The organism is Microcystis sp. M169S2 (assembly GCF_020245865.1).
Taxonomy (GTDB): Bacteria; Cyanobacteriota; Cyanobacteriia; order Cyanobacteriales; family Microcystaceae; genus Microcystis; species Microcystis ichthyoblabe_A.
Window position 1 is genome coordinate 1 of record NZ_JADBUB010000090.1, and the last position, 13,416, is coordinate 13,416.

A 13,416-nucleotide genomic window follows, 5' to 3' on the forward strand; every position below is an offset into this window, starting at 1 on the left:
CCCCCCTGCCCCCCTTGATATCAAGGGGGGCAGGGGGGATCCGCACCCCCCTTATCAAGGGGGGCAGGGGGGATCCGCACCCCCCTTATCAAGGGGGGCAGGGGGGATCCGCACCCCCCTTATCAAGGGGGGCAGGGGGGATCGAACCTAAAATCCATTTTTAATTTAATTATAACCAGCTACTTAACTAGCCTATACTCAAGCGCAACCCAATAACTCCGACGATTACTCTTTAGCAATTCTATAATCTAAGGGTAAGGAGACCAGGGACCGATGACGGTTTCTCCTCGCTTCTCTTTCTCTGCTAATTCCAAGTTTAAGGTTAATAATTTCTCTAAGATGTCGTCGTCAGCTTGGAAGTGATAGGCCTCCATTACTAGCTTGTCTAATTTCTGATGGAGTTGATACAGTTGGCTACTGGGTTCGTTAAAGAATTGGTTATATAGTTTGGTGATTCCCCATTGTTTTTTCTCCATCTGTTGACTACGATATTCGTGTAATTCGTTGGCGGTTTGACGGATTTTTTCGACAAGTTCCTGTGAAGGTGTCTGGGGAAAAGGGAAGGTTTCAAAACAGGTTGTATTGGTGTAGCGAGTTCTGTCTTCAAGAGTTGAACTTTGAGCTTTTACCCAGAGGCGATGTATTTTTGAGTTGAGAATTCCTAGAATATAGAAATCATCGGAGGCTATCACCATATTTGCTTCACAGGGAAGTATGGACACATCAACTGGAGAAAAAACAATATATTTAGCGATTTTGGGGATGGCAAAATAGCAAGATAGGACAGCTAAAGCTTTTCTCATTCCTGGTCTTGTTTCCCCATATCTCCACCAATTTAATCGCCGTGTATTGCGCTTATTATTATCCCTTTCTGGTTTAACTTTTTCTTTTACTCTTGTAAAAGGTAAGATATATTCAGCCCCTTCTTCAAGAGCCATATTATCAAAGTCAATAACCCAACTCTTTTGTTCAAAAAGGTTAATTAAATTTTTTCCATCTAACATAGGCTTCAGGACTTGTTGATTTTTAGGATCTAACTTTATCCATTTATTAGCTTCTTCTTCCGTTATGACAAATCCTTTTCCGGCTAATTGACAGGCTTCAAAAGAATAATGATTATTAACTTTTATTTTTTCGGCATTATCCACTGATATTTGAGCTTTCAATGCCGTAGATAATAAATTAACTGACAAATTATCTAGAAATAATTCTTTCGGTCTTTCTTTACTCCAATTAACAATACTGACATGAACATTAGCTTCACCAGACCAAGGCTGAGTTGAAATCGCTTCATGTATAAATCCACCTTGCTTAACTACATAATCTAAGCTTGCTTTTCTCCCAGAAACTTGTGATATTGAATTAGTACCAACTAAACCGGCTCTTCCTAATTCTCCAAGATTTTCCGCAGCTTTTCTAAACCAAAAAACACAAAAATCAGGTTGTCCTTGAACATCAGGAAATTTTTGATAAATTTGTTCTGCATACTCATCTCCTAGTTCTGTCCTTAACTTTTTCCCTCCCAAAAATGGAGGATTGCCGATAATTGCGTCTGCTTTTTGCCAATCCGTAAACAAAGCATCAGCACAAATAATATTACTATCCAAAGTATCCAAAGGTAAAGAAGCTTCCGTCAAATTAAACTTATCAATCGCCACCTTTCTGGCAATCATTAAAGTCACCCGCGCTAATTCTACAGCAAAAGGATTAATATCCATTCCATAAAACTGTTTAGGCGTAACAAAACTAATCTGTAATTGGTCACTAGAAGAACGACGACGGTTAGCAATCTTTTCAATTAATAACTGTTCAATGCGCTTTAATTCTTGATAGGCGACATAGAGAAAATTACCCGAACCGCAAGCCGGATCTAATACCTTATACTGCTGTAATTCTAACTGAAGTGTATTTAACTCGCCAATCGTCCCAGCTTGCTCAATTTTCTCCTCCCAGTAACGGCTAATAGTTGGGCGAACAATTTTCATAATATCCGCTTCTGAGGTAAAGTGCATTCCGTAGGTGTGGCGTTCTTCAGCATTAGCTGTCCCCTCAAAAATATTACCAAAAATTGCTGGACGGATCTTACTCCAATCCTGACGCGCCGCCACATCCAGAAACTCTAATTCTTTATTAGTTAATTCAATTGGATGAATTATACTAAACAGTCCCCCATTAAAATAATCCACTCCCTGATATTTACCAACGGGGGTAATTCCGGGTTGGTTCATCTGTTGAAATAATCCCCCCAAGACATCATAGGAATTGCCACCATTTAGACACTCTTGTACACAAGAAATAAATAAATCTCTCGGTAACAATCCTCGATCCTCAGCAAACATTGCTAATACACACTGCAAAATAAATCGCTGGGCCGTCAACTCATCAAAACCGCTTTTATGACCGCGTTTTTTTAACAGTTGAAACAACTCACCCATCCGCCGCGCCGCCGTTTCTGTAATCTCGACTTGATTATTCTGAAAAATAGGGGTACGATTCCCTACTTCCATAAAATTGAACGCACTGACCCGATTTTTCAAATCGTTGAGATTTACTCGATCTACCGGTTCATCTATTTGAAGATCAAAATCAAAAATCCAGAACTGATCAAAATTACATAATAAGACATAGCGAGGGCGATTAGGAACCAATCGACTCCAGTACTCAAAAGCTTGAGGATAGTGCTTACTTAAATCTTCTCCTCGCTTTTTCATTTCAATTAAAACACGAGGTTTCCAAACTAAATCAGCAAATCCTGTTTTACCTTTCTTGCTACCTTTAGTAATCGCCTCCTCATAAGTTGCACCCGCTTCTAACGCACCCTTATGACCAAAAGCTCGAAAGAAACGGTCTAGGAAAATCTGGGCTTCTTTCCTTTCTTTGCCAGTAATATGCTGTTGACAAAAATCAATAAATTCCTGTAAGCTTTCAAGAGTAGTAGTCATCTTTCGCTTCACTCGCTAATAGGAGATGCACCCGATAATTTTCCAGAAATATAGTCTTTAAAGCCTTGTGGCAAGACTCCTACGAATGATAAGCACTGATTATCCCACAAAGTCGAGGAGAGCCGAAAATATGCCTCAGAAAATAGGATTGTGACCTTCAAAAACCTTGCATTATCCTTCTTTTAGTACACAAACTGGTGGGAAAAAGGAGGACAACAAAGCCTGAAACGACCGACGGCCGAAGCCTGACTCCTAACCCCACCAACAGACTTTTTCAGCAAACCCTATTGATTGTGTAAAACCGTGTGGGTAGCAGGAATAGGATAGCCCGCTTCACCGAAGGATTCATAGATAACCTTATTAGTGTCAAAATAGACCTGCCAATAGTTGTCGTTACTGCAATAGGGACGCACTGCCAAGAGAAGTCCGGAGGGATTAAATTCTAAAATTTCCACATCGGGGGCGGGATTAGTCAAAACATTGGGGATACGGCTAATTTTAGCCTTCAACAGGGCGATCGCTTCTGGGACATTTACCCCGTGACTTAATTGAGCGGTCAACTCCACACGACGATAGGGATTAGCGGAAAAATTTTGAATATTTCCAGAAAAAATGCTGTTATTGCCGACTACAGTTCTAATATTGTCAGGAGTGTTGATAGTAGTGGCAAATAAACCCAATTCCTCCACCGTGCCAGTTATACCTGCCGCAGAGACAAAATCGCCCACCTTGAAGGGACGGAACATGACTAAAAAAGCCCCGGCGGCAAAATTGGCCAACAGCCCCCCCCAAGCGGCCCCGATCGCAATACCAGTAGCGGCTAAAAGTGCGGCAAAAGAAGTGGTTTCAACGCCAAAAAAGCCCAAAATCGCCACGATCAGGACAACTTGCAGGGCAATGAGGATGAAAGAAATGATATATCTAACGATGGTAGGATCGACGTTGCCCTTGGCTAAACTGGTTTTGAGCAGATTAATCGCTAGATTAATCAACCATTTACCAATAAACCAGAGTACGATCGCCCCGATTAATTTCGCCCCGAAGCTAATCGCTAAATCCCTGATAAAGTACACTTGATTGCTAACTTGAGCCGGATCCATAGTTATTATCCTCGCAAAGAAATAAAGCTAATTTACACACAGATTATAGGGGCGAGAGGAAAAACCGAGAACTCTCTCAAGGAAAAAAACCGATTTGGTGATGGGGAGTATTTTCAGTGAACAGTAAACAGTGAACTGATAACTGATTACTGATTACTGATTACTGATTACTGATTTGACATTTGGGCGGTGATTACGGTGAGATCGATCGCCCTTTCCCCCCTTCTGATTCTGAGGGGTAAAGATTGACCGATTCCAGTTTTTTCCACCATTTCCTGTAACTCAGTGCCATCGCTAACCGGTTGATTATTAGCTTTGACAATCACATCCCCGCGACGGATGCCGGCTTTTTCGGCGGGGGTATTCGGTAGGACTTTCATCACCAAAATTCCCGACACTTCCGGCACGATCATGGGAGAATTGGGGTTTTGATTATTAGCCCGGGCTAAATCGGGAGTTAGGTTAACCATCTGCACACCGATATAGGGATGGGCCACCTTTTGACCTGATTCTAGGGTTGCTTGTAACTGTTTGGCCCGGTCGATGGGAATGGCAAAACCGATGCCCATGGCATCAGCACGAATCGCCGTATTGATACCGATGACTTCCCCTTGGGCGTTGAGTAAAGGACCGCCGGAATTACCCGGGTTAATAGCGGCATCGGTTTGGATAAAATCAATGCGTTTATCGGGAATACCCGCCTTAGCCGCCGATCGCCCGATCGTGCTAATAATTCCTAAAGTTACCGTATTATCTAGACCCACGGGATTGCCTACAGCGATCGCCCAGTCCCCCACTTGTATGGATGCGGAATTGCCGAGGACGGCTACAGGTAAATTTTCCCCTTGGGAATTAATTTTCACCACGGCTAAATCAGTGATCTCATCAGTACCGCGTACTTCTCCTTTGAAGCTACGACCATCTTTTAAAGTTACCGTTACCTTATCGGCATTATCGACCACATGGGCGTTAGTTAAGATTAAACCATTGGCATCGATAATAAAACCCGATCCCTGGCCCGCCACTCGCTGCTGGGTGGGAACACGAAACTGTTCCCCAAAAAACTCCTGAAAAAAAGGATCATCAAAAAAGGGGCTATTGGGACGAGTAATGATCGCTTCGGTGTCAATTCGCACCACTGCCGCACCCGTGCGGGCCACTGCCTTAGCGACAAAACTTTCCGCCGTCATCTCCGGGGGGATTCTGGCCAGATCGGTGGCAGCAGTGGGCAGATTTTGAGCATTTACCGCCGCTAAACTGCTAAAACCGAGCATAACTCCCAGAAAAGTTGCCAAAGCATGGGTAATAGTTCGCCGTAACCCTGTAGGAAGTTTCATACTTTGATCTCTGAATTCTGATGTTTTAACTGTTTCTGTCTATCGGTTGACAGACCGACTATTAAAAATCTAACAAATCGATCGCTCCGATTAAATCTATGGTTGACACCAAATCCGTCTGCTGGCGGATTTGGTGATGGTTTGCCGTTTACTAATCTCTGATCACTAGGGGCGATTGCAGGGTAATATTTAAATCTCGATCGGGGTTAACAGAGTATAACTGCGCGGAACTACCACCGACAATTCCCGCCGTCGGTAAACCCCATCCTGCAAGGGTTCCCACGGCTGCCCCCGCTAAAACGTCGAGAACTTCGATCTTGCGATCGCCTGTAAGAGCAGCGATCGCTGTGGCTGCCCCCGCACCGGCGACGGTTCCCGCTAAGATATCTTGAGTTTTTGCCCCTTTACGCACGGTTTCAGTGGTAGTAATTAATCGGGAAGTGGCATTGAGGGGAATGGTGCGATTGCCCCCATCGAGGGCAATTTCATCGGCAATAAAGCGCACACCTCGGCCCGCCGCTTCTAAAGTACCCTTGACTTCACTTCCCGCTGCAATCACCACACTCCCATTCCGATCACGAATATCTCTGGCTACGGTTAAAGTCAGAGGAATAACATCACTTTTAGAAACTAAAATTTTATCGGCTTTCTCGTAATTCAAAGGGATAACTGTTCCGGCCGGAATCGAGATTTGTTGGGCGATGAGACGTTGCCGATTAATATTACTTTGAGCGAGGACGGGAAAAGTACCGGACATCGACCCCATCAGCAGGGTAATCAGTAAAGCTGTGCCGGCTCTAGTACCAGGATTGATAGACATAGCGGTTATCCTCTCAAAAAACAACAGTGAACTTTCTCTGTTTCTAGATTATTTTTTTCTGTCTGTCATGTCAGTCCCCTCCACAGGGAATTTTTTCCCTCTCTATAGGGAAAAAAGTAGAATAGGGGAATTTCTGCGTTTTGTCCAGCGACCGCAAAAGAGAGCCGAAAAGCCTAGAATAGTAAAAAACCTTGGATTGCCATCGTCTATGGAACTCGCTGCCGGAAAAATCCTTAGTCATCGCTACCAAATTATCCGTCAATTGGGAAAAGGGGGATTCGGACAGACTTTCTTGGCCTGCGATCGCCAGTTACCCAATCAAAATCGCTGTGTGATCAAACAATTTCAACCCCAGTGCCGGAATGCGGAAACTGTAGCCATCGCTAGACGACTGTTTGAAACCGAGGCGAAAATCCTGCAAGAATTGGGCAATCATCGCCATATTCCCCGTTTATTTGCTTATTTTGAGGAAAATGGGCAATTTTTCCTCGTGCAAGAATACATTGAAGGGGAAGATTTAGCCACAGAAATTACTGCCGGTGTCTATAGGCAAAATGAAGAGAAAGTAGTGGCTTTATTAACAGAAATTCTCTCAATTCTCGAATTTGTCCATCAGAAACAGGTGATCCATCGCGATGTTAATCCCTTCAATCTTATTCGTCGTCGTCAAGATGATCAATTGGTTTTAATTGATTTTGGCGCTGTCAAACAAATTAGCACTCAAGTAGTTCAAGAAGGTAAAACCGTTTCTACAGTCGCTATCGGTACCCCCGGTTATTTCCCCAGTGAACAGGCCCAAGGTTATCCCCGTTTTAGTAGCGATATTTATGCCACTGGTATGATTGGATTACAAGCTTTAACCGGTAAAGCTCCCGAAGATATTCCCTTGGATTCTCGCACGGGGGAAATTCTCTGGCAACATTTGGCCATGACTAGCGCCGAGTTTAGTGATGTTATCGAGCGCATGATCCGCTATGATTTTCGTCAGCGTTATACCAGCGCCAGTGAAGCATTAATCGCCCTGAGAAAATTAGGGAAAATTCATCATCTCGATCCGAAAAATACCCAGGCGGTGAAATCTCAAAGTCAAGTTGCTCGTCAAGGGAAATCTTGGCTAATAAAAATCTTGTTTGTATCGGGGACAATTGGTTTAATAGCTGGTGCTTATCTGGGTTTTGACTATTGGCAAAATTCCCGTAATTCTATTAATTACTATCAACAAGGCCAGACTTTTTATCAACTCAAACGTTATACCGATGCCCTTAATTCTTATGGTCAAGCTTTAAAAATTAATCCCGATTACCTTGAGGCATTGCAAGGACAAGCTGATGCTTTATTGGCTTTAAAAAGATACTCGGAAGCTTTAAATACCTACGAAAAAGCTATTCAAATTAACCCAGATTCCGCTTGGCAAGCTTGGCTCGGTCGCGGGGAAGCTTTAGATAAATTAGGCAAAAATCAGGAGGCTTTAGAAAGTTTTGAGCGGGTCTTATCTCTTAATCCTGCTGCTAGTCAAGCTTGGCAAGGTAAAGCCGATATTTATCTAGAACTGCAACAATATTCCGCCGCCCAAAAAGCTCTTGAAAAATTGTTAACTTTTCAAAAAAATGATGCCAAAATATGGTATAAAAAAGGTTGGTCATTACAAAATCTTGAGGATTATGAAGGGGCAGTTAAAGCCTACGATCAGGCTTTAGCGATCGAGTCAGATAATGCCTTAATTTGGTATCAAAAAGGAAATAGTTTGTATCAATTAAATAAAATTAATGATGCCTTAGAAAGTTATAGCAAAGCCGGACAATTTAATCCCCAATTTTCCCAAGCTCACTATAGTCAAGGGATTATTCTGCAAAAATTAGGCCGCAATTCAGAAGCTTTGGAGGCATTTACGCAAGCAACTGAGGCCAATTCTAATTATTATCAAGCCTGGTTAAATCAAGGGGCATTACTTCATCAACTGGAAAGATTTCAAGAAGCGATCGCATCCTACGAAAAAGCTCGCCGTATTTCTTCCCAAAAATCTGAAGTTTTTATCGGTATCGGTAACGCTTGGTATCGTTTAGGCGACTATTCCCAAGCCATAATCGCCTATCAACAGGCGATTCAAAGACAAAAAGATAACCCAGAAACCTGGAAAAGTTTAGGCAATAGTTGGTTTAAACTCGGTCAATACGAGCGAGCGATTCAAGCTTATCAAGAATCACTTCGTTATCGTTCCAATGACCAAGAAGTGCAAACACAAAAACAACTGGCAGAAACTCGCTGGCAAGAACTTCAGCAATCTCCCCAAAACCAAACCCCGAAAGTGGATAATGAGGAACCTGTTCCCTAACTTCCGCTCTTTTTCTGGAGCTTTATCGCTTTTTACCAGTATTTCTCCGCCATAATTCCCGTCCTTGATAAAACTGTTTTTTCAGTTCTCCCAACTGCCAATAAGCTCCCACCATATCTTTTTGTCTCCCTTTTCGTCTATAACCACCATTATTTCTTCCCCATCGACCAGATTTAGAATTAATATCAAATCTGGTTATATCTGAAATTAGTCCCAGATGTAGATATACTTTGCGCGGCTACAACTTGCATTTTTTACTCAAGGACAATAATATAGTTTAAGAGTCATAATTAGAAGCAAAGCACTTATTAAAAACATGATTAACCTAGAATTCACGGAAGAAGAAAAGAACTCAATGTTTAAAAGTAGGTTCTCTTCCTTCTAAAGCTGACCGGGATGAACAAGAAGACTACAAAGAAAAAAAGCTAGAACCGAGACTAAATGAGGCTAAAGAAGGAAAAAGGGCTGTTTTTTTTTTGATGCGGCTCACTTTGTTATGGGAGCTTTTTTCGGTTTTATTTGGTGTTTTGAGAGACTGTTAGTTAAGTCACTGAGCGGGCGCAAACGCTTTAATGTTTTAGAAGCATTAAATGCAATAACTCATCAATTTATTCTGGTAACATATAACAATTATAGCGTTTCCTAAGCTAGTGAGGTACACCTGTTTTTCTTCCCCTTTGCCTTTTGCCTCTTGCCTTTTGCCTAAAACCCATAACTTTTGTACCTCAGCAGACTGAAAAACGCTATATATTACAGCAACTCAAGTCTGTGAACTTATTGAAAAAATAGCTGCTTTAGGACTAATAATTCCTAAGCTAAGACGCATTTAACCCGCTTATTCTTAGATTAGCCGAACCTCCCCCAATCCCTTTACTGTTGCCTGTTGCCTCGTCTCAACAAGCAATTTAAATTACGAACAGCTTATCACTCTGGTATTAGATGATGCCCGCTATCAAAAATGTAAAATTGTTGAAGAATTAGCTCTTTCCTTGTCAATAGATCTACTCTATCTGCCGTCTTATTCGCCTAATCTAAATTTAATTGAAAGGCGGTGGAAATTGGGTGCATCCCATATTTGCAGAAATACCGACAATCAGCAATTATCAGTGACTCTTAAATTAGTACAAAAATATGAACAATCGCGTGTAAGCATCTCACAGTTAAGCTAATGCGCGGGGGGTAGAACCCCCCAAAAGCTTGGATTGAGTGATAAAACCGAAAGTAACGCCCAATTTTAGGAGAAAGTTTCCCCTGAAAAATCCCAAATTAGTAGATTTACAAAAATGAGATGCACCCGTGAAAATTTGTCAAAAAGAAATGTTTATATGGTAAATATTATAAAAACTTTTCTGACTTTTCTTCAGCTATTTATGAATGTCTGAATGATGCCCATCTGAAACATAAAAAAGAACTGTATTTCTTGCTGACTCTACCATTTCAGAAGTTTAATAAATCTCAGATTATGAACGTCTAAAGTATATCTCTGCCATTACTTCAGAAAAACGGTCTAAGAGCAAGCGCGGATCAAGAAATAAATGGCCATCAGTAGCAGAAAAATATAAAAAGTAATCCGCACCAATTGATCGGGTAATTTCGGTAAAAAACGAGTGGTTACTTGTACACCTAGAGAACCACCGATACCTAAAATAATCCCTTCTAGATAAAGAATATAACCGGCTTGGGCATGAGCGAAACAGGCGGCGATCGAATTGAGTAAAACCACACCTAAACTGGTGACAATGGCGATTTTGATCTTTTCTGCCAAAAAAATCATTTGTAGTGGCACCATGATCGCTCCACCACCAATTCCGAAAATACCGGCTAGAAATCCGGCGATTCCTCCGGTTAGCAGACGGGCTAGATTAGGATTTAATCTAATAGCAGAAACTGACTCTTTTTGGCTTAAATTTTGCTTGAGATTGGTTAAATAGATATTGAGCAGCAAAAAACAACCAAAAGCCGCTTCTAGGAGGTGTTTAGGGCTAGATTTGACCAGATAAACCCCGATAAATGCCGTAAAAATCCCGGGTAAACCTAAGAGGAGAACTCGCTGCCATTTGAGGAAACCTAATCGCCAATTTTGGATCGTACCCCCTAGGGAAGTAAAAACGATCGCTAAACTGCTGGTAGCCACCGATTCCCCGTAACTGTAGCCCAAATTTAACAGGATCGCCACGGAGATAGTGCCACCCCCAATACCGAATAAACCCGCTAATAAGCCCGAAAAAACGCCTGTTATCAGTAAAATAAAGTAATTGTTCGGCATTATCTTCGGTTCATGGCCTTGAAGGCTCTGAGTAGTCGTGCAAAATCAATTTCCTAGTCGAGACAGGAGACGGGAGACAGTAAGCTGTTCGTAATTTAAATTGCTTTTTGAGACGAGGCAAGGGGCAAAAGGCAACAGTAAAGCGATTGGGGGAGGTTCGGCTAATCTAAGAATAAGCGGTTTAAATGCGTCTTAGCTTATTCAGGAGATTATTTTTATTTATTCTCCCAACTCCAGCACTCCCCACTCCCAATTCATAATTTATAATTCATCATTCATCATTACCCCAAGAAAAACCCCACGGTTATAGAAACCTCGGCGGAAAAGTTTCTACAACCGGGTTTTTCTAGGAATATTAGGAAAGGAGATTGCCGCGACTACCGTTAGGAAGAATAGTTTCTTCGAGGGAAGCGGAAAGAAGATTATTTTCGGTTAAAATTGCCCCGATTAAGTTAGCTCGTTTGAGATTAGCTCGTTTAAGATTGCTTCCCACTAAATAACTTAAGAGTAATCCCGCTTGGTGTAGGTTAGCACCGGAAAGGTTAGCGGAGGCTAAATTAGCGCCGAGAAGATTACAACCGGTTAAGTTAGCCTGGCGAAAATTGGCTTTATTAGCGTCAGTTTTGCTTAAATCGGCACCGGTTAAGTTAGCTCCCTCAAAATCACTACAATTGAGGTTAGCTCCCGTCAGATTAGCTCCTTCCAGGTTAGCATAACGTAAATCCGCCCCGCGTAAATCCGCCCCGCGCAAATCGGCATAGCTGAGGTCGGCGTATTGAAGATGGCAGTTTTCCAGATTAGCTTGATAGAGATAGGCTCGAATTAGGTTAGCCTCTTTTAAGTTAGCATGGCTAAGATTAGCAGAGCTAAGAATAGCACGAGTGAGAATAGCCCGTTTTAGGTTGGCTTTCTCCGCCATGGCATGGGTTAAAGTGGCTGAGGTGAGATTAGCCGCTTCCAGATTCGCCTTGAACAGTTGGGCAAAAAGTAAGCTACTGTGAATTAAACAGGCAGAACTTAAATCGGCTTTTTTGAGAACAGTATTACTCAAAATTGCGCCGCTTAGGTTACTTTGGCGCAAATTTGCCCCAGAAAGAGCGGCTTTAGTTAGGTTAGCGTCGATAAGACAAGCTTTGCTTAAATTAACTTCTTCCAGGGAAGCGGCATTGAAATTGGCGTTAATTAAACAAGCTTCGGTTAAATTGGCTTGTCTTAAGTAACTATGACTTAGGTTAATCTGGTTTAAACACTGTCTCTTTAAATTGACTCCGCTAAGTCTGACTTCAGCAAAGTTGCGTTCACCTCGATTATACAGTTCGATTAGATGTTCACGATCAGTTAAGGCATTGCTACTCATAAAATGACTAAATTGTTCTGGAAGGTGATTTCCAGAGAATTGGTTGGGGAAAATTACTGGTCATGAAGTCGATCTCTAAAATTAGTACAGGGAGCGACTGGGGATTTTTGCGAATAAATAGAAATTTTCAACGAATTACGGGCTTAAAATCCCTATTGACAATTACTAAAGCGGGTAAATAACTACAAGAATCGGGGTTCAATACCAAAAACAAACTCTACCTAAACCCGCCACTTGTTACCAGCCAGGTCTAGGCATTAAATTAGAGAAGTCTTGTGCGTCAGTTTTTCTGACTGAATCTACTGCCTCGCCGATGTCTTGACTCGGTATCATACAGTTGAATTTGTTAGGTCTGCTTAGTCAGTCCAGTAGCCAACAGGCTAAAACTCTTAATCACCAGATTTCGGGGACTTTCTAGTTGAGCAATCATAAAACTTCGTAAAAGTCAATCCCTCTTGGGGATAAATCGCCCTATTTTGTTCCCTGAAGCCTTGCTGTGATTAGTTTATCAGGTTGTGGCCTGTTTTGGCAAGAGGAGTTAATGGCTTTTTAATCAATTCGCCAAAAGGCTTGATTTTCCCTAGTGGTTAACGAAGGTAGGGAACAGGAGGCAGTCCCGATGAAAAAATTTTCACCACCAGAGATGAAAGAGGTTTCTTTCCCTAGGTGATTTCTGATAAAGAAGATACCTGATAGATTAAAGTAGGGGAAATGGGGAGCTTCTCGACTTTGTGTGATAATCAGTGCTTATTATTCGTAGAAGTTTTGCCAGACAAGGCTTTAAAGACTATATTTCCCGAAAATTATCGGCTGCATCTCAATTTTGTGACTTTCCCTCACATACTTGGTGAGCAGCATCAGTTATTCAAGGAGGGCGAATGCAATTCGCCCCTACAATCCTATCATTGCGCCAATGGTAGGGGCGCACCGTGGTCAGTGAGTTTATCGAACTGCGCGCGCCCAAAATGTCATCTACATATTTCGACAAAATTGAGATGCACCCAAATTATCCCGGCTCTTCTAGGTTCTGTGTGAGCATGGTATAATAGTAACACAGAACAGGAGGTGGGTTATGTGGATAAATTTTGATCAACTCCTCGATTTACCAAATGTAACAGTGGGCAATTATCAAAAAATTGATGAGACAATTTTCCTAAAGCTCGCTCTTTTAAATGAAACAATTGAATGTCCGAATTGCCATCAAACCTTGGACAGAATCAATCAGACAGAGTATAATCTAGTCAGAGATTTGTCAATATTAG

General features: G+C 41.9%; 8 protein-coding genes and 3 pseudogenes. 5 read left to right on the forward strand and 6 right to left on the reverse strand.

Annotated elements, in window-relative coordinates:
- Positions 1-248: 248 nt before the first annotated feature.
- The 4 genes from IM485_RS08980 to IM485_RS08995 all read right to left on the reverse strand — a co-directional run bounded on the left by IM485_RS08980 (position 249) and on the right by IM485_RS08995 (position 6,199).
- The gene (locus IM485_RS08980; RefSeq protein WP_287742520.1) at positions 249-2,942 is read right to left on the reverse strand and encodes a DNA methyltransferase; all 2,694 of its coding nucleotides are present in this window, start codon (positions 2,940-2,942) and stop codon (positions 249-251) included.
- A 284-nt stretch (positions 2,943-3,226) separates the two neighbouring features.
- Positions 3,227-4,042 carry a mechanosensitive ion channel family protein gene (locus tag IM485_RS08985; RefSeq protein ID WP_104397217.1) on the reverse strand — a complete coding sequence of 272 codons (816 nt, stop codon included), beginning with the start codon at positions 4,040-4,042 and terminating at the stop codon, positions 3,227-3,229.
- A gap of 167 nt (positions 4,043-4,209) precedes the next feature.
- Positions 4,210-5,379: an HhoA/HhoB/HtrA family serine endopeptidase gene (locus IM485_RS08990; protein WP_287742522.1), complete on the reverse strand. Its 1,170-nt coding sequence runs from the start codon at positions 5,377-5,379 to the stop codon at positions 4,210-4,212.
- Positions 5,380-5,530: 151 nt separating this feature from the next.
- Positions 5,531-6,199: a hypothetical protein gene (locus tag IM485_RS08995; protein ID WP_104397215.1), complete on the reverse strand. Its 669-nt coding sequence runs from the start codon at positions 6,197-6,199 to the stop codon at positions 5,531-5,533.
- 208 nt (positions 6,200-6,407) lie between these two features.
- Between IM485_RS08995 and IM485_RS09000 the strand changes: the two genes are divergently transcribed.
- The 4 genes and pseudogenes from IM485_RS09000 to IM485_RS09015 form a co-directional block, all read left to right on the forward strand.
- Positions 6,408-8,531: a serine/threonine-protein kinase gene (locus IM485_RS09000; protein ID WP_287742525.1), complete on the forward strand. Its 2,124-nt coding sequence runs from the start codon at positions 6,408-6,410 to the stop codon at positions 8,529-8,531.
- Positions 8,532-8,884: 353 nt separating this feature from the next.
- Positions 8,885-9,165, forward strand: a pseudogene (locus IM485_RS09005) (IS630 family transposase); the annotation flags it as partial.
- Positions 9,166-9,376: 211 nt separating this feature from the next.
- Positions 9,377-9,700 carry a transposase gene (locus IM485_RS22975; protein ID WP_502882172.1) on the forward strand — a complete coding sequence of 108 codons (324 nt, stop codon included), beginning with the start codon at positions 9,377-9,379 and terminating at the stop codon, positions 9,698-9,700.
- Positions 9,701-9,831: 131 nt separating this feature from the next.
- Positions 9,832-10,005: pseudogene (locus IM485_RS09015) on the forward strand (IS630 family transposase); the annotation flags it as partial.
- A gap of 33 nt (positions 10,006-10,038) precedes the next feature.
- Here IM485_RS09015 and IM485_RS09020 read toward each other — a convergent pair.
- Both IM485_RS09020 and IM485_RS09025 read right to left on the reverse strand, forming a co-directional pair.
- Entirely contained in the window at positions 10,039-10,797 is a 759-nt protein-coding gene (locus IM485_RS09020) for a sulfite exporter TauE/SafE family protein (protein ID WP_104397213.1), read from the reverse strand.
- 355 nt (positions 10,798-11,152) lie between these two features.
- Complete coding sequence (locus IM485_RS09025) at positions 11,153-12,154, reverse strand: pentapeptide repeat-containing protein (protein WP_287661830.1); 1,002 nt, start codon at positions 12,152-12,154, stop codon at positions 11,153-11,155.
- A gap of 1,072 nt (positions 12,155-13,226) precedes the next feature.
- Between IM485_RS09025 and IM485_RS09030 the strand changes: the two are divergent.
- Positions 13,227-13,416 (forward strand): annotated as a pseudogene (locus IM485_RS09030) (ISL3 family transposase); the annotation flags it as partial.